This is a genomic window from Pseudomonas sp. D8002 (genome assembly GCF_013385695.1).
GTDB lineage: Bacteria > Pseudomonadota > Gammaproteobacteria > Pseudomonadales > Pseudomonadaceae > Aquipseudomonas.
Genome location: NZ_JACAPM010000011.1, coordinates 1 through 17,900, shown reverse-complemented (window position 1 = coordinate 17,900; position 17,900 = coordinate 1). Strand labels below are relative to the sequence as shown.

The window sequence follows — 17,900 nt, the reverse complement described above, 5'->3', positions numbered from 1 at the left end:
GCATGGGGCAGATTGTCTGCGTTGACCACTCAGGTCGCTTATTCAGCATCAGCCCGGATCAGCTGTGTTCAGGGTTCCATGAGCAGGGTCGTTATGTCTTTCTGATCCCCGAAGGGGCAGGCCAGTTATTTGTCGATGACGTCGCTCTGGCGGCCGGCCGGCATGAGCAACAGATGGCCTGGGTGTGGGAGCCAGGCTTCTATGCGGGGGAAGTCGCTGCTGAGCTCACAGATGTCAGCGGCAACGTTGTCGCTCTTTATCGCCTGTCTGTAGCGCCACAAGGCGAAAAACTCGAACAGGCTTCGTTTGAGCGGATGATCGCCGACATCCAGGCTTTCGACCCAAGTTTGTTGATGGGTACCGAATACACGAAAAGCCAGATCGGCGTGCAAGGTGAAGTGACGAATGTGCATCTGCAATACGCGCGCTTGCGTTGTTATGGCGACGCATTTTTGAAGGCTATGCGTAGGGTGACCAAAAGCCCACTGACGAGGCTGCGCCGAGAGCGGACAATTCAGGGGTTGAACAAGGTCAGACGGCTGGACCGATACTCTGTGCACAAGGCTATGCGCAATCCTGCAATGTTGCCGGTGTTGAACGGGCAATCCAGCAACTTCGGTACTCCCGGGCCCATTGCCTTTGACGTTTCGACGGTATTCAACGACCTTGATAATGCTGCGAACCAGACGCTCTGCGCGGTTCTGCGCGCTGTGGCTCGGCGCGCGGGGCAAGTGATCGCGGGGTTAAGTCGGCTCAGTGAGCAGAAGGAACAGGACGGTGCTCGTTCGTTACTGGTGCCAAGGCTCGCGCGCCGTATGGCGTACCTGAATCGCCTACAGCATGACCTGCGACGAATTGCGCGCAGTGAGCCCTTTACATCAATAAAGACGGCGCATATTTCATCGGCCGGGTTGAACGCTATTTCGGCGCACCCACTGTACGCAAGCGCTTATCGGGTGGGCTGGCACGCTCTGCGTAATGGGGTGGGTGGTGAGTTGAGCGAAGAAAGGCATTGGATGAGTCCTACCTGGGAAGTCTACGAACGGTGGTGTTACCTCCAAGTGGTCAAAACCTTGCAAGCGCGCTATTCACACATGGTCTGGCAAAGGGATTGCGTTTCGAACAAAGCTGAATGCATTGCCTTCAACGCAATCGCACCCAATATCGAGCTCAATGTATGGCTTCAGGTCCGCTGCCCGGCATTCGATAAAAAACCCAACCGGGGCTTCGCCAGTATTTCGCGGCAGCGTTTCCCGGATATTGTCATCACCCTTGAGGCCCATGGTCAGAAGCGTTTTTTGGTGCTGGATGCGAAGTATCGAGCCAGCCGCTATGGCGTACTGGATGCAATGCAATCCGCGCATATCTATCGGGACAGTTTGCGCTGGCAAGACCGGGGTCCTGATTGCACGTTGTTACTCGTACCAAAAAAGGGCGGAGTACCTTCATTGGAAACCACACAGTACAGGGATACATACGGGGTTGGCGTCGTGGCGCTGGGTGTTGGGGAGGACCTCAATACGCTGGGCGAATTGCTTCATGGCCTGTTGGGACCGGCTATCACTTCACACACTGAGGTCCAGTAACCACAATACCAGCGTTTAAGACCTCTTCGATCTGCGCAAGTCCTGACGCTGATCCGACATTCTGACAACGAAGACTTTTCCCGCTCTCGTTTGAGGCCTTGGATCTACCACCCCCGCAACCGCTCCCAAACCTGCACCTCACCATTCTCCAGCAGCGCGCCATAGCTGCCGAACTGCGTCCCCGTAGCACACGCATGGTTAGGCAAAACCCTCAGCCGCGTCCCCAGCGGAAACCGCTCAACCACATCCACCGCCACCCCGTCGAACCAAGCCACCCCATGCTCCTGATTCGCGCTGCCCACCAGCAACCCCTCAATCACCTCGCCACCCTCGGTACACACCTGCCCATAACCAAAATCCCGCTTCTGCGACTGCGTCCCACGATCCCGACTCATCGCCATCCACCCCGCGTCGGTAATGATCCAGCCCTTTTCCACCTGATGCCCGATCACCGTAGTCAGCACACTCAACGCCAGCTCATTAATGCGGCACACCCCAACGTTATGCATCACCAAATCAAAAAACGCATAAACCCCAGCCCGCAGCTCAGTCACACCCTCCAGGCTCACCGCCGACAGCGCCGTGGGCGTCGAACCCACACTCACCTGCAAGCAAGGCAACCCCGCCCCCCGAATCACCTCGGCCGCTGCAACACAGCGCGCCCGTTCCTGCTCGGCAATCGCCCGCAACGCCTCAGGCGTATCCAGCCCGTAACTTTCCCCGGCATGAGTCAACACCCCGGCAAGCATCCCGCCGCCATACAGCAGCCTGGCGATCTCCAGCAACAGCGGATCCTGAGGCTTCACCCCGGACCGGTGCCCATCACAGTCAATCTCAATCAGCACCGCAAAAACCTCACCCTGCAGCGCACCAAACTCGACAATCGCCCGGGCCCCGGCAAGGCTGTCGGTGATCAGCGTCAGCGCACACCCCTGACGACGCAACGCCAACGCCTGAGGCAATTTATGCGGCGCCATCGCCACCGCATACAGAACGTCCCGAATGCCGAGGTCGAAAAAATACTCGGCCTCCTTCAACGTCGAAACCGTAATCCCCGTGGCCCCGGCAGCGATTTGCGCCGCCACCACCTCGGCACATTTATGGGTCTTCACATGGGGCCGCAAGCTCACACCCAAGTCATCGGCACGCTGCTGCATACGCAGGATATTGCGCTGCATCCGGGTCACATCCAGCAAAGCTGTCGGGGTTTCCATCGTGCACACTCCAAAAGGTAAATTGACGGTCTATCCAGTACTGGATATGTTGTCTGAATGAAAAAACACACTCCCGAACAAGCGGCCTTGATCAGCCAACTCGAACAGATTGCCGAAGGCCTGAGCAAGACCTTCAGCCCGTTTTGCGAGGTCGTGCTGCACGACCTGCGCGACCCGCAGCACGCAATCATGGCCATCCACAACAACCTCTCCGGGCGCCAGCCGGGTGACCCGGCCACCGAGCTGGGCCTGGCGCGGATTGCCGATCCCGAGTACCCGCAGGTGATCGCCAACTACCAGAACCAGTTCGCCGACGGGCGTCAGGTCAAGAGCACTTCCATCGGCATCAAGGACTCCACCGGCAAGTACGTGGCGGCCTTGTGCATGAACGTCGACCTCTCGTTGTTCCGTGGCTTGCAGGGCATGCTGGAACAGTTCGGCTCGGTCAGCGGCGACCGGCCCGCCGAGTCTCTCGACCCGTCCGGTGCCGACGCCATACGTGCGCGCATCGACCAGTTCGCCGCACGCCTGGCGACCACCCCACGTGCCCTCAAGGCCGCCGACCGGCGCCTGCTGATGCAAGAGCTGAAAGAAGCCGGCGTGATGGACATCCGGCGTGCCATGGAAACGGTTGCCTCACACCTTGGGGTCTCGCGGGCGGCGGTCTACACCTACGCCAAATGACCTATGCCGAGCGCGCCACGGCTTCGATTTCAATCAGATAGCCGTGGTGCAGTTCCGGCACCGGCACCACCGCGCGGGCGGGGCGGTGATCCCCCAGCGCAGCGGCGTACAAGCCATCAAATTCAGGCCAGTGTTTTACCCCCACCACGTACACCGTGACTTTCACCAGGTCTGCGGGTGAGCCGCCTGCGGCCTTCAAAATCGCCAACAGATTGTCCAGGGCCACTTGAGCCTGTTCGGCAAACGAAGCCTCGAGGTTATGACGCCCGTCAGGGCTCACCGGCAATTGACCGGAGATGTACAGCGTGCCCTGATGGCTCACGGCCTGGGAGTAGTGCCCGGCAGGCTGGGAGGCAGTGGCTGTGTGGTGAATCTTCATGATCGGCAGTTCTCAAGCAAGGGAGGGAAGGGGAGCAGGTTGTTCATCGGTGGCACCGTGGCCAATCACCGCCGTGGCCACGCCGCAGCCGAACACGTTGGTGGCGGTACGGCCCATGTCGAGGATCGGGTCCACGGCGAGGATCAGCAGCAAACCGGCTTCCGGCAGGCCGACCATCGGCAGGCCCGCCGCGAGCACCACCAGTGAGCCGCGCGCCACGCCGGCGGTGCCTTTGCTGATGACGAGCAAGGTCAGCAGGATCATTACCTGATGGCCGAAGCTCATTTCGATGCCATAGGCCTGGGCGATGAACATCACGATAAACGCCTGGTACATCATCGAACCGTCGAGGTTGAACGAGTAACCCAGGGGCAGCACAAAACTGTTGATGCGCTTGGGCGAGCCGAAGCTGTCCAGGGCGGCGATGGTCTTGGGGTAGGCCGCCTCGCTGCTGGCGGTGGAGAACGCCAGCAAAACCGGGCTGCGCAGCAACTGCAACAGCTGTTTGAAACGTGCGCCCAGCGCCAGGTAACCCACGCCGCTGATCACCAGCCACAGTACCGCCAGGCCCAGGTAGAATTGCGCGATCAACTTGCCAAAGCTGCCCACCATCCCCAGCCCGTACAGGCTGATGGTGGCGGCAATTGCGGCAAACACCGCCAGCGGCGCGATCACCATCACGTATTCGGTGATGCGGAACATCACCTGGGTCAGTTCTTCCAGCACGTGCAGGATCGGCGACCTGGCGCTGCCCTTGACGAACGCCAGCGCTGCGCCGAAGAACAACGAAAACACCACGATTTGCAGCACCTCATTGTTGCCCATGGCCTCGACGATGCTGCGGGGGAATACATGGGACAAAAAACCCGACAGGTTGAAGCTGGCGGTGTTCAAACCGCTGTTGCCGTTGGCCGCCACACTCAGGTTGAGCCCCGCGCCTGGCTGAAACAGATTGGCCAATGTCAAACCGATCAGCAGCGATACCACGGACGCAATCAAAAACCAGGTCATCGCCTTCAACCCGACACGGCCGATGGAACCGCTGTCGGCCATGCTCGCCACGCCACTGATCAACGTCGCCAGCACCAGCGGCGCGATGACCATCTTGATCAGGCGCAAAAACACGTCGGTGACCATGCTGAAGTAACCCGCGATGGTCTTGGCGGTGTCGGCGTCCAGTTGGGCATGCAGCACGGCCCCCACCAGCACGCCAAGGATGATCGCAATCACAATGGCCCGGGCCAGGTAACGATTTTTCATAAGCACCTCTTGTTGTTAACGCTCAGGGAACACCCGGGCATTTTTTATAGGCGGCAGAAATTGCAGGCAGCAGGAAGCCATGTGGCAAGCACGCTCGCCACAGTATTTTCTTGTTAGAGGTTTTAGCCCTTTAGCAGGCTCGCGTACTTCTCGATATCGACGTTGCCACCGGTCACGATGATGCCCACGCGCTGGCCCCGGAACTGCTGCTTGAGGTTGCGCAAGGCCGCAAGGCCGAGGCAACCGGTGGGCTCCACGACCATCTTCATGCGTTGCATGAAGAACCTCATCGACTCCACTAACTCGGCGTCCGAGACCGTAAGGATGTCATTCACGTTCTCGCGGATGATCGGGAAGGTGTGATTGCCAAGGTGCTGGGTCTGGGCGCCGTCTGCGATGGTCGCGGGCGTGTCGATGTGCACGATGCTGCCGGTCTGGAAGGAGCGCTGACCGTCATTCCCGGCTTCGGGCTCGACCCCGTACAGCAGGCAATCAGGTGACAAGGCACGGGTGGCCAATGCCGTACCGGAGAGCATACCGCCACCGCCCAGGCCGACAAACAAGGCATCCAGTGGGCCGGTGAATTCCAGCAACTCCTTGGCGGCAGTGCCCTGGCCGGCCAGCACGTCCGGGTGGTCGTAGGAGGGGATCAACGTCATGCCGTGCTGCTCGGCCAGGGTGCGGCCGATCTGCTCGCGGTCTTCGGTGATACGGTCGTAGAACACCACGGTCGCGCCGTATTCCCGGGTGGCGGCGACCTTGGCAGCCGGGGCGTCGGTGGGCATTACGATGGTGGCCGGCATCTGCAACAGGCGGGCGGCCAGTGCGATGCCTTGGGCGTGATTGCCCGAGGAAAACGCCACTACACCGGCCTTGCGCTGCGCCTCGTCAAACCGGGAAAGCGCATTGAACGCACCGCGAAACTTGAATGAACCGGTGCGTTGCAGGTTTTCGCATTTGATGAACACCTGGGCGCCGGTCTCGGCATCGAGGGTGCGCGAGGTGAACACCGGCGTGCGGTTGGCGAAGCCCTCCAGGCGTTCGGCGGCTTTGATCACGTCATGGTACGAAGACAGTTGCATGGAAAGGACCTCTGAAAATGAACCGTGCACGAGCGCATTGCATTTGCTGTTTGGATAAAATATCCATAACTATACAAAATGTAAAGCTCGGCATGCCCACTGTCTTCAGTGCCCGACCAGCTCTTCCAGCAACCGGTCCTTGTAGCCCTGCAAGACCGGCGAACTGCGCTCCCTCGGATGTGGCAAGTCCACCCGGATTTCATGCTTGATCCGCCCCGGGTGGGCGTCCATCACGATCACCCGGTCACCCAGGTACAGCGCCTCTTCGATGTCATGGGTGACCATGATCACCGTGCAGCGCTGTTGCACCCAGATCCGTTGCAGCTCCCGCTGCAGGTGCACACGGGTCAGGGCGTCGAGGGCGCCCAGTGGTTCATCGAGCAACAGTACCTTGGGTTTATTGATCAGTGCCCGGGCGATTGCAGCACGTTGCGCCATGCCGCCGGAGAGCTGGTGCGGGTAGGCGTTTTCAAAGCCGGTGAGGTTGACCAGAGCGATATGTTCGGCCACTTGCCGATCCTTTTCGGACTGGGGCAGGTTGTGGTTTTTCAGGGCCAGGGCGATGTTCTGGCTGACGGTCATCCACGGGAACAGGCGGTGATCCTGGAACACAATGCCGCGCTCCAGGCTGGTGGCGGCGATGCGCTGGCCGTCCAGCAGGATATCGCCTTCGTACTCGGCCTCCAGCCCGACAATCAGGCGCAGCAAGGTGGATTTGCCGCAGCCGCTGGCGCCGACGATGCTAACAAACTCCCCTGGCCGCACGTCGAGGTTGATGTTGTGCAACACCGGCAGCGGCTTGCCTTCGATCCGATAGGCCTTGTTCAGGCCGCGAATCTGCAGGGCGCCGGTCTGCACGGCGGTGTGGAGGGCGTGGTGGGCGATTGCGTTCATGTTCATGGCCTTCAACGAATATTGCGCCAGCGCAGCACGTGGCGGCTGAGGCGGGTAAACAGCAGGTTCATCAGGTAGCCCAGCAGGCCGATGCACAGCACGCTGAGCACGATCACTTCCATGCGCGAGCCAGCCTCGGCATTCATCATCAGGTTGCCCAGGCCGGCGCCGGAGGACAGGAACAGCTCACTGCCGATCGCCGTAACCCAGGCGAAGGCGAGGGCATGCAACACGCCGGTGGCGATGCTCGGCAACGCCGCCGGCAACAGCACGTGCACGAACTGCTGCACCGGGCTGAGCACCAGCACCTGGCCGACTTCACGATAACGCCGCTCCACATGGCTGAAGCCCTGGTAGGTGTTGAGCACCATCGGGTAGAACGCCGCGAGGCTGACGATCAGCACCTTGGAGAACTCGCCGTTGCCGAACCACATGGCAATCAACGGGATCCAGCCCAGCATCGGCACCTGGCGAATCGAATGGAACAGCGGGCCGATCAAACGGTTGGCCACACTCGACAGCGCCATCAGCACCCCCAGCACCACGCCGAACAGGATGCCCAGGGCCAGGCCGCCACTGGTGCGGGCCAGGCTGGCCAGCAGGTTGACCAGCAACTCGCCGTTACCGAGCATTTCCAGCAACGCCGAGCCGATCGCCGACAGCGGCACAAAGGCGTAGGCGCCGGCCGCGTCCTGGCGCGAGGCGTATTCCCAGGCGAGGATCAACAGCAGCGGCAGCAACAGGCCGCGGGATTTTTTCAAGAGGGTCATGCCGGGCTCCTAGCGGGTCTGCCAGCGAAACAGCCGCTGTTCCAGTGAACGAAAGCCAAAGTCGAGGGCAAAACCAATCAGCCCGGTGACCACCACACCCACCATCACCACGTCGATGCGCAGCATCTGCCGGGCCATCTCGATCATCTGCCCCAGGCCGCTGTCGGCCGCCAGCAGTTCGGTGGCCACCAGCACCACCCAGGCGCGGGTCAGGCTGATACGAAAACCGGTGATGATCGGCGGCGCGGCAGCGGGCAGGGCGATGCGCCAGACGAAGGTCGGCCAGCGCAGGCGATACACGTCGGCCACTTCGAAGTAGCTGCGGGGAATGCCCTTGACGCCTTCGCTGGCGGCCAGGGCCACCGGGAAAAATGCGGTCTTGGCGACGATGATGATCTTGAAGGTTTCATCAATGCCGAACAGCAGCACGAACATCGGGATCAGCGCGATGCTGGGGATCTGGCGCAAGGTGTGGAACAGCGGGGCGCAATACACCTCGACGTTCTTTGACAGGGCCATCAGCACCCCGAAGGCCAGGCCGCACAGCGAGCCAATGCCAAAGCCCAGACCGAGCCGGGACAGGCTGTTGCCCAGGTGTTCAGCGAGTTCGCCGCTGGCGAGCAGTTCTTCAAAGGTTTGCAGGACCTGGGCCGGCGGTACCAGCAGGTTGCGCGGGAAGATCCCGAGGTGCGCCACCAGCGTCCAGGTGGCGAGCAGGGCCAGCGGCGAGATGAGCCAGGTCAGGGCAGTGAGCAATCGGTAAGGGCGCATGGCGGGTCTTATTTCAGCGAAGTACCCGGGGGCTATCGCAAGACATGTGCCAGTGAACACAACAGGGGAGAACAATGAAGGCCAAATGTGGGAGCTGGCGTGCCTGCGATGACGGTGGCCAGTAAACATTGAAGCTGGCTGATCCACCGTCATCGCAGGCAAGCCAGCTCCCACAATGGATGGGTGTACATCCGAATGCCCGAATGATGCCTGGCCAACAATGGGGTGCTGCTGCAGCAACACCCCATCAGCAATTACCTCAGAAGTCGTAGCTCACACTGGTGTAGTAGAACGCACCCTGGGCGCCTTCAGGACTGGTGATCGAGTAGATCGGCACACCGTACAACTGCGCGCCGGAAGCCTTGTCCGGGTGAGTGTTGAACAGGTTCGTCGCACCGGCTGAAAGCTTGATCCCCTTGCCAAGGTTGTAGGACACGTCCAGGTCGGTGACCCATTGCGGGCTGAAGGTCTGGTCGAGGTTCGGGTTGGCGGCGTTGAGGCTTTTCCATTCGCCATAACGGCGCTGGGCCACGGTGACTCCCCACTTTTCATAGGCCCAGTTGGCGCTGAGGGTCAGCTTGTAGTCCGGGGTGCCGTGCTCGATCAGGCCTTGGGTGGTGCGGCCGATGATCTGGTTGCCCGCGATGTTGCCGACGTTGCGCAGGTCGGTGATTTGCGTGCGATTACGCGCATAGCCGGCGTTGAAGTTCACCCGGCCCCATTGCTGCAGGTCGAGTTTGTAGTTGCCGGTCAGTTCGATACCGTCGGTGCGGGTGTCGGCGATGTTGGTGTAGAACGCCGCGCTCTGGATATTGGCGTAAGGCGTCCCGGCGAAGATCGGCGAGACCACCGAGGCCGGCAATTGGTCGGAAAGGGTAATGCGGTTGTTGATGTTGATGCGGTAGGCATCCACCGTCACCGATGCGTTGTCCAGCGGTTGCCAGACCAGGCCCAGCGAGTAGTTGGTCGACTCCTCGGGCTTGAGCTGTGTGCCGCCCAGGGCCTGGGCTTCCGGGCTGTTGGCGCGCAAGGTGCGCTGCTGCACCTCGACGTAGTTGCCGCTGCCCGGCGGCTGTTCCACTACCTGCACACTGAACGACGACATGCCGCTCTGCGCCAGGGACGGTGCGCGATAGCCGGTGCTGGCGCTGGCCCGTGCCGCGATCTGCGGGGTGAAGTCGTAGCGCAGCGACAGCTTGCCGTTGGTGGTGTCGCCAAAGTCCGAATAGTGCTCGGTACGCACTGCGACACCGGCCTGGAACTTCTCGGTGACCTGGCCTTCGACATCCAGATACGCGCCCAGCACCTTGCGTTGCAGCGAGTCGGCATCCACCGGGGTGATACCCGAGTAATACCCGGTGAGCCGGCGTCCGGTCACCGGGTCAACGGTGTTGAACAGCGGGCCGTTCTGCGAGGCGGCCGGCGCGCCTGCGCTCAACTGGTAATTTTCCTGGCGCCAGGCCAGGCCTGCGGAGACGGTCAGCGGCTTGAACAGCAAGTCGGTGGGGAAGTCCCGCACCCAATCCAGGGTCACGTTGGTCTGGTCGTTCTTGCGCTCGCCGGTGTAGATCGTCGCCGGGCTGTTGGTGCCCCAACTGGGGTTGATCGCGTTGTAGTCGGTGGACTTGACGATGTTGGTGCCGTGGTTAAGCGCCAGGTCGAACTTGCCCAGTTGCTCGTTTTCGTACCGCAGGCCACCGGTGGCGGCATAGTCTTCCAGGGTGTAGCGCGTGATCGGCAAACGGCCGTCCGGATAACGCTGCAAGGAAACGCTGCCGTAGTTGTTGTACAGCGCGGTGGGCGGGTCAAAAAAACCGGTGGAGTCGGTGTTCTTGTGGGAATAGGTGGCGAACCCGTAGGCGGTCAATCCTTCGCCCACACCCATCTCGCCGTTGGCCAGGAAGTTGTACTGGTCGGAGACACTGTTGGAGCCCCAGTTCCAGGTGCGATAGCGGTTGTTCTGCTCGCGCGGCGTGTTCACGCTGGTGTCGCCGCGATAAAAGATTCGGTTGTCCGGGTTGGTGTCGCTGGCCGGGTCCTGGCTGCCGGCATCGAAACTCAAAGTCAGGAAACCGTCATTCGGCAGTTCGAAGCCTTTCCAGCCGCTGTACTTGCGCTGCATGCCATCGCCCTTGTTGTAGCCACCGAAACGGTAGCCGACGTTGCCGCCGTCGTCCTTTTGCTTGAGCACGATGTTGATCACCCCGGCAATCGCATCGGAGCCGTATTGAGCGGCGGCGCCGTCACGCAGGATCTCCACGTGGTCGATCGCGCTCAACGGGATCAGGCTCAAGTCCACCGCTGCCGCGCCACGACCGTTGGCCAGGCTCTGGCGGGTGATGTTGGCGCTGGTGTGGCGGCGCTTGCCATCCACCAATACCAGCACCTGGTCGGAAGCCAGGCCGCGCAGCGAGGCGCCCTGGGCGATGGAACCGGCAAATGCACCCTGGGGCGACTGCGGGAAGCTGAAGGACGGCGACAGTGCGGTCAGTGCGCCGGACAGGTCGGCAGCGCCGGTTTGCTGCAATTGCTCGCCGCTCAGCACATCTACCGGTGCGGCGCTTTGCAGCGCGGTGACGTCGCTGCGGCGGGTGCCGAGTACCACCACGGTGTCGAGCTTGTCGGTCTTGGCAGTGGGCTGCGCATCGGCGGCTACAGCAGGCACGGCAAGGCTGCCCATGACCAGCGCGATAGCGCCGGCCAACGGAGTACGTTGGAACATAGAAAGGTCCTTTCGAAGCGTGTTGACGAGGGCGGCCGGGTGCTATGGCTCAAACAAAGAAGGTCAACTGTGGGAGCGGGCTTGCCTGCGATGATGGCGGCACAGCCACATAATGGTTGGCTGACCCACCGCTATCGCAGGCAAGCCAGCTCCCACATTTGATCTCCGGCGTTTGGTGAATAGTGTCCGGCGGCTGAAGTTAGAAGCGGCTGGTCACGCTCAGCCCCACGGTGCGTGGGTCGCCGTAAGTGATCACGTACTGCCCCAGCCCGCCGTTCGGCCGGCCATGCACCTGATAGCGGCGGTCGGTGAGGTTGTTCACAAACCCGGTGACGCTGAGTTTTTCGTCGGCGCTGTACCAGGTCAGGCGGCTGTTGGCCAAGGTGTAGTGCGGCTGGCTCAAGTCCTTGTCGGCGCTGCTCTGGCGGTCGGCGAGGAAGTATTCCTTGTCGCGAAAACTCACGTCGGCACCGGCCACCAGCTTGCCGCCGATTTCCAGCGGGATGGTGTAGTCGCCACCCAGCGACACCACGTTGCGCGGCGAGCGCACGAAGCTGTTGCCGCTGTAGTCACCCGTGACCGCACCGGTGTTGGGGTTGGTGTTTTTGAAGTCGGTGTATTCGGTATCCAGGAACGAAATCGCCGCCCGCAGGTGCAGGTAGTCGGTGGGTTGGCCTTCCAGTTCCAGCTCGGCGCCCTTGACCTTGCCCTTGGCGCCGTTGGTCAGCGCGGTGGTCAGTACGCCGTTGTTGACGGTCAGCAGGTTGACCTGAATGTCCGAGTAGTCGTAGTAGAAGATGTTCGCGTTGGCCGTCAGGCGATGGTTGAACCACTCGGACTTCACGCCGAATTCGTAGGCATCGAGTTGTTCCGGGTCCACCGTGGTCAGCTGCGACAGGCTGGTGGACAGCCCGGTGTTGAAGCCGCCCGAGCGGAAGCCGTGGGCATAGCGGAAGAACACCCGCACGTTGTCGTTGATCCGGTATTCCGGGGTCAGGTCATAGGTCCAGGCTTCCCAGGTCTTGTCTTCCTGGCGGTTGCCGTTGGTACCGACGCCGCCCAGGGGAATCAGCGGGCCATTGGCGGTGGCGCGCGTCAACTGAGTGAGGTTGAGGTCGATGTCTTTCTTTTCCTGGGTCCAGCGCAGGCCACCGGTCACGCTGAAGTTGTCGGTGAGGTCGTAGGTCAGGTTGCCGAACAGCGCGTAGCTGTCGGTGGTGTGGTTGTAATTGAGGTCGCGAAAGTCCGTCGCGCCGTTGACCTGGTTCGAGCCGGTGCCATTGGGTGTCGGGCCCGGGGCGATAAAGCGTCCGGCGCTGCTGTCCAGGTCTTCATGGAAATAGTGCGCGCCGGCCAACCAGCGCAGGGTTTCCTGCTGGGGCGAGGCCAGGCGGATTTCCTGGGAGTACTGGGTGTATTTGTTGTCGGCGGTAGAGGTGCCGTTGACCTCGTAGGGCGTGTAGTCGGCATCGCCACTGGACTGGCCGCGGATGTAGTCGTAGGCGCTGATGGACGTGAGGGTGTAGTCGCCCAGGTGCCAGTTGAGGGTCAGCGAAGTACCGTCATGGTTGAGCTTGGAGTCGTCGTCCACGTTCAGCGCAATATTGCGCCCGGCGGGGCGGGTGTAGCCCACGTTGTAGTAGCGGCCGAGGGTCAGCGCACCGTTGGCGCCGTCGCCCTTGAACTCGCGGCTGTGGATCTTCCACAGCGCGTCTAGGTCCGGGTTGAGCTGGGCGAAGAATTGCAGGCGCACGGCCTTTTTGTTGACGTCGCCGTAGGTGTGATCGTCGATCAGGTTTTTCTGGAAACCGTCGCGTTCCTCGGAGTACAGCGAGATCCGCGCCGCGAGTTTTTCCGGAACCAGGGTGCCGCCGATGGCGCCGTTGACGATGCGTTCGTTCTTGCTGCCAAAACCGATCGTGCCATAGCCGTCGGTGTCGAAGGTCGGTTTCTTCGAGATGATATTCACCGCGCCGGCCGTGGTGTTCTTGCCATACAGCGTGCCTTGGGGACCGCGCAGGATCTCGATGCGTTCGAGGTCAAAGAGCGGACCGCCACCGGCAATCGGTGCGTTCAGGTACACGTCATCGGCGTAGATGCCCACCGGGTACACAGTGGCCGCGCCGGTGTCGCCGGTGCCCAGGCCACGGATGTACCAGCGCGGGCGCCCGTCGCCGTCGGGGTTTTTCGCCGAGGCGTTGGGAATGAAGGTGGTGATATCGCCCATCGACCGCACGCCGTCGGCAATGATGCTGGTGCCTTGTACCGCCGACACCGCGACCGGAACCTCTTGCAGGGTTTCTTCCCGGTGTTGTGCGGTCACGGTCACGGTCTTCAGCGACGGTTCGGTTTTGCCGGCGTCGTTTTCGGCAGCGTCGGCGGCCAGCAGATGTTCGCTGGCGGTGCCGCCTGCCAGCAGTAAAGCGAGCCACAGGCCCTTGGTGATTGGATTAAGTGTGTGCATGAAATCTCCCCCGGAAAAGTTTCCTTGAAGGGGCTAGAGCAGAGATCGTGCCAAGCAGATTTCAGGGACGATACATGGTTGTAAGATATTGATATATAACGAATAAAAAATTCAAGAAGAGGACGTTTTCGAACAATTGAAAGCGCAGCCGAAGGCCGCTTGAAAAGCCTGTCGAAGATTCAGCAGAAGTTGCTTGGAGGGTGCTGCTGGAGCAGCAGGGGAGGTGTTGCCGTAGCAGCTGTCGAGCCCCGGCGAGGCTGCGTAAACGGTGTATCTGACACACCGCAAACGCAGCCTCGCCTGGGCTCGACAGCTGCTACGTGGGGGAGGTCAAACAGCCACGCGGGAGGTGGAGCCGATGACCTTTTCCAGCACGCTGAAATCAATCCAGTCGCGCACATCGAAGCGCCGTGGAATGAAGTTCCAGCGATGCAGGAAATCGGTGAAATCCTGCAAGGCTTCGATGGAGCGCGAATCGAGCGTGGTACGCAGCCGACGATGGGCATCTTCGCCGTAGGCCGCGGTTACCCAGTACTCGCTGGTGTTGAGTTCCTGTGCCAGGAAGCGCCGGGTCTCGTCCGGATTGGCCCAGGCCCATTGCTCGGTGCGCAGCACGGTGTCGACGATTTTCACGCTGGCGTCGAAGTGCTCCTGCAGCAGGTTGATGTCCACCGTCAGGGTGCGTGGCGTGCCGTTGTTGGAGCGGATCAGCGGGTCCGGGTGCGAACCGGTGTCCACCACTACATGCAGGCCGAACTCGTTGGCCAGGTGCACGGCGTGGGCACCCTTGAGGAAGATCGCGTCGATATCACCGCGCAGCAGGCCGATCAGTTCGTTGTTGCGGCGGCTGAAGCGGCTCACCCCCAGGCTCGCCGGGGAGCCGTAGACGTATTGCACCTGGTTGTCGCTGTAGGTGCCGCCGTACGGGTAGTCCACCAGCTCTACGTCCGAGACTTCCAGGCCTTCGAGCTTGAGGGCGTTTTCCAGGCCGCGCAGGGCCTGGGCACGGGTGAAGTCGATCTGCACGTTGGCCCATTTCGGCAGGCCGAAGCGCCGGTTTTTCAAGTCGCGCACGCTGCGCACACCGCTCTCGGCGGTGGTCAGGATCAACTGCACCTCGTCGCTCCACGACAAACCCAACACCCGGGTTTCCACGCCACTGGCGTAGGCCCAGATCGCCGGGATATTACCGCCGTGGCGCACCGAGTTTTTCAGGTGATGGTCGTAATGCGCCTCGCGAACTTCCCGTTCCGTGGACTCGCGCAACGACTGGATATTGGTGCCAAAAGGCAGGAACGCCTCGGCCAGGCGACCGGACTGCACAGCAATGCCAAGACCGGTGGGAACCGGGCTGTGGGTGTACCAGAGAGTATCGAGTGGTTTGCTCATAAGGGTCTTCGTTCAAATCCATGAAATAGGAAACCTTTGCAGGAGCCCGGCTTGCCGGCGATGAGGCCCGAAAGGTCAATACCCCATTGAAGGCCGTCATCGCCGGCAAGCCGGCTCCTACAGGGGTTAGCCTGCCAGCGCGGTTTTGCCGTTCAAGAGTGCTTCCAGCGGCCGTGCATCAATCCATTCACGCACGTCGAAGCTTTTCGGGATAAAGCGCCAGCGGTGCAGGAAATGCGTGAAGTCCTGCAGCGCGGCAATTGCCTGTTCATCCAGTTCGGTGCGCAGGCGCAAGTGGGCGTCGTTGCCGTAGGCGGCGGTGACCCAATACTCACTGCTGTTGGTTTCCTGGGCCAGGTAGCGCCGGGTTTCCTCCGAGTGGGTGTGGGCCCATTGCTCGGCGCGCAGGACCGAGTCAAGAATGCCGGTGGCTACGTCGAAGTGGTATTCCAGCAGGTTCAGGTCCACCGCCAGGGTGCGCGGCGTGCCGTTGTTGCTGCGGATCAGCGGGTCCGGGTGCGAGCCGGTGTCGATCACCGTGTGCAGGCCGAAATCATGAGCCTGTTGGGCGGCGTGGGCGCCCTTGAGGAAGATCGCATCGACTTCACCGCGCAGCAGGCCTATCAGCTCCAGGTTGCGTTCGCTTACTTTTTGCGTGACTGGCGTACCGGCGATATTGCGCACCGGGGTATCGCTGAAGGTGCCGCCGTAGCGGAAGTTCTTCAGCTTCACGTCGCCGACTTTCAGGCCTTCCAGTGACAACGCGTTTTCCAGCCCGCGCAGGGCCTGGGCGCGGGTGAAGTCGATCTGTGCGCCGGCCCAGTCCGGCAAGCCGAAAGTACGGCCCTTGAGGTCCTTGACGGTTTTGATGCCGCTGTCCTGGCGGGTCAGGATCAGTTGCACTTCATCTGCCCACGACAGGCCGATCACTCGGGTTTCCCGGCCCTGGGCGCGGGCCCAGATCGCCGGGATATTGCCGCCATGGCGTACCGAATTGCGCAGGGTGTGATCGAAGTGCGATTCGCGCACCGCCTTGTCATCGGACTCGCGCAGCGACTGCACCTCGGTGCCCAGGGCACCGACGGTGTCTTGCAGCCAGCCTTTTTGCACTGCAATGCCCAGGCCGGTGGGCACGGGGCAGCGGGTGTACCAGAGCGTATCGAGAGGTTGGGTCATCAGGAGTTCTCCCACAGCGTTCAGGCGCTGGCTTTCAGAGGTTGGATCGCCGGGCGTTGGTGCACAAGCGGCAGGACTTCCTGGCCAATGCGCAACGCTTCTTCCAGGTGTGGATTGCCGGCGAGGATGAAGGTCGAGAAGCCGGCGTCGCGGTATTCCACCAGGCGCTCGGCGATGTTCTGGTGGCTGCCGACCAGGCCCACGGTCGGACCCGGTTTGGCTTTGGCGAAACCGGCCCACAGGTTGGGACCGATGATCAGGTCGTCGAAGCGGTCGACGTTCTGGTGGTACGCGGTCTGGCGCGCGCCGCCGACCGAATCCGAGCCGCTGGTAAAGCCCTTGGCGACCTGGCTGCTCTTGCCTTCGAGCTTGTCGAACTGGCGACGCAGGTCTTTCCAGGCTTGCTCCTCGGTCTCCCGGGCGAACAGGTCTACCCGCAGGCCGAAGCGCACGGTGCGGCCTTGTTTGTCGGCCAATTCGCGTACGCGCTCGATGTGTGGCTTGAGCTTGTCGATGGGTTCGGCCCAGTTCAGGTACACGTCGGCGTGTTTGGCGGCGACGTCGAGGGCGGCGTCGGAGAAACCGGAGAAGTACACGCCGGGCTTGCGTTCGTGGTGCAGGCCGTGGGGCAGAGCGCCGTTTTCCAGTTGGTAGATATCACCGTTGTAGGAGAATTTTTCGTGCTCCCAGAGGCCCTGGATGATGTCGAGGAATTCGCCGGTGCGCTTGTAGCGCAGGTCGTGTTCGAGGAAGTCACCGTTGGCGCGCTGGCTGGCGGGGTTGCCGCCGGTGATGATGTTCCACTCTACGCGGCCACGGCTGAGGTTTTGCAGGATCGCAGCTTGTTGGGCGGCGTAGGCGGGCAGGGTCCAGGTGGCCTGGAAGGCGATCAGGAATTTGATGCGCCGGGTTTCTCGGGCCAGGGCGGCGGCGACGATCCATGGTTCGGGGCCGGTGGGCAGCAGGGCGCCTTCGAAGCCGGCGAGTTCGGCGGCTTTGGCGACCTGAGCGATGTAGTCGATGTAGGTGAAGTCGTCGGGTTGGCCGTTGGGCAGGCGGCCTGGTGCTATGTTGCCGGGGCGGTAGGTGGGGTTGCCGCGGTTGTGTTTGTCGGTGGTGAGTTGGGGGCCGTCGGTGCCCAGCGGCAGGCGCCAGAAGAATTCAGTGGTCATGGGTGCTCCGGTTCAGTCGTGTTGGGTGCGGGGACCTTTGGGGATTGGGACTGCAACGGGCATGCCATGGGGGCTTGGGCCAACGGGGGCAGGGGGTTGTGGGTTTTTTGGGGGTGGGGGTGCGTCTGTAGCAACACTGGGTCAGCAGTGGGTGCTGTAGGTGAAGCACTTTGTGTACATATCCGTTGTTGCGGTCCGTACAAAAGCGGCAAAGTAACCAAAGCGCTCTGCCCCGCCTGTCGGCGCCTCGCTGTGGCTCGGCGTTCCCTCACTCCGGCATTAGCACGGCGGCCTGAGAGCCGACCTGAGTGTTAAAAGCCAGATCAAAAGCCAGAGC

14 protein-coding genes are annotated in these 17,900 nt (G+C 61.7%); 2 read left to right on the top strand and 12 right to left on the bottom strand.

The genetic code is table 11. The features are described from left to right. The first annotated feature begins 2 nt into the window (after positions 1-2). Positions 3-1,586 (top strand): nuclease domain-containing protein, encoded by a 1,584-nt coding sequence (locus tag HX807_RS05995; protein WP_177049488.1) that lies wholly within the window; start codon positions 3-5, stop codon positions 1,584-1,586. A 104-nt stretch (positions 1,587-1,690) separates the two neighbouring features. Here HX807_RS05995 and HX807_RS05990 read toward each other — a convergent pair whose 3' ends face one another. After that, a complete protein-coding gene (locus HX807_RS05990; protein ID WP_177049486.1) occupies positions 1,691-2,800 on the bottom strand; it encodes an alanine racemase in 1,110 nt (369 codons plus the stop codon). 57 nt (positions 2,801-2,857) lie between these two features. On the opposite strand from HX807_RS05990, the gene HX807_RS05985 reads away from it, so the two are divergent. Beyond that, a complete protein-coding gene (locus tag HX807_RS05985) occupies positions 2,858-3,484 on the top strand; it encodes a transcriptional regulator (RefSeq protein ID WP_003212543.1) in 627 nt (208 codons plus the stop codon). Position 3,485: 1 nt separating this feature from the next. Here the strand turns inward: HX807_RS05985 and HX807_RS05980 are convergent, their stop codons facing one another. The 11 genes from HX807_RS05980 to HX807_RS05930 all read right to left on the bottom strand — a co-directional run bounded on the left by HX807_RS05980 (position 3,486) and on the right by HX807_RS05930 (position 17,563). Next, positions 3,486-3,863, bottom strand: a complete 378-nt coding sequence (locus tag HX807_RS05980; RefSeq protein ID WP_008430534.1) for a RidA family protein — start codon at positions 3,861-3,863, stop codon at positions 3,486-3,488. Positions 3,864-3,875: 12 nt separating this feature from the next. Beyond that, on the bottom strand, positions 3,876-5,123 hold the full coding sequence (locus tag HX807_RS05975) for a dicarboxylate/amino acid:cation symporter (RefSeq protein WP_008430531.1): 1,248 nt from the start codon (positions 5,121-5,123) through the stop codon (positions 3,876-3,878). Positions 5,124-5,245: 122 nt separating this feature from the next. Beyond that, complete coding sequence (locus HX807_RS05970; protein WP_003212540.1) at positions 5,246-6,205, bottom strand: threo-3-hydroxy-L-aspartate ammonia-lyase; 960 nt, start codon at positions 6,203-6,205, stop codon at positions 5,246-5,248. 105 nt (positions 6,206-6,310) lie between these two features. Next, positions 6,311-7,099, bottom strand: coding sequence for an ABC transporter ATP-binding protein (locus tag HX807_RS05965; RefSeq protein ID WP_023658820.1), 789 nt, complete (start codon positions 7,097-7,099; stop codon positions 6,311-6,313). A gap of 11 nt (positions 7,100-7,110) precedes the next feature. Beyond that, positions 7,111-7,869, bottom strand: a complete 759-nt coding sequence (locus tag HX807_RS05960; RefSeq protein WP_177027867.1) for an ABC transporter permease — start codon at positions 7,867-7,869, stop codon at positions 7,111-7,113. Positions 7,870-7,878: 9 nt separating this feature from the next. Beyond that, positions 7,879-8,640, bottom strand: a complete 762-nt coding sequence (locus HX807_RS05955; protein ID WP_008430524.1) for an ABC transporter permease — start codon at positions 8,638-8,640, stop codon at positions 7,879-7,881. Positions 8,641-8,899: 259 nt separating this feature from the next. Next, positions 8,900-11,362, bottom strand: coding sequence for a TonB-dependent siderophore receptor (locus tag HX807_RS05950; protein ID WP_003212536.1), 2,463 nt, complete (start codon positions 11,360-11,362; stop codon positions 8,900-8,902). A 199-nt stretch (positions 11,363-11,561) separates the two neighbouring features. After that, positions 11,562-13,826 carry a TonB-dependent receptor gene (locus HX807_RS05945; protein ID WP_087693871.1) on the bottom strand — a complete coding sequence of 755 codons (2,265 nt, stop codon included), beginning with the start codon at positions 13,824-13,826 and terminating at the stop codon, positions 11,562-11,564. A gap of 330 nt (positions 13,827-14,156) precedes the next feature. Continuing rightward, the gene (locus HX807_RS05940; protein ID WP_003212534.1) at positions 14,157-15,215 is read right to left on the bottom strand and encodes an ABC transporter substrate-binding protein; all 1,059 of its coding nucleotides are present in this window, start codon (positions 15,213-15,215) and stop codon (positions 14,157-14,159) included. 126 nt (positions 15,216-15,341) lie between these two features. Then, positions 15,342-16,391, bottom strand: a complete 1,050-nt coding sequence (locus HX807_RS05935) for an ABC transporter substrate-binding protein (RefSeq protein WP_177049485.1) — start codon at positions 16,389-16,391, stop codon at positions 15,342-15,344. Between the two features lie 20 nt (positions 16,392-16,411). Then, the gene (locus HX807_RS05930) at positions 16,412-17,563 is read right to left on the bottom strand and encodes an LLM class flavin-dependent oxidoreductase (RefSeq protein WP_008430513.1); all 1,152 of its coding nucleotides are present in this window, start codon (positions 17,561-17,563) and stop codon (positions 16,412-16,414) included. Between the last annotated feature and the right edge of the window lie 337 nt (positions 17,564-17,900).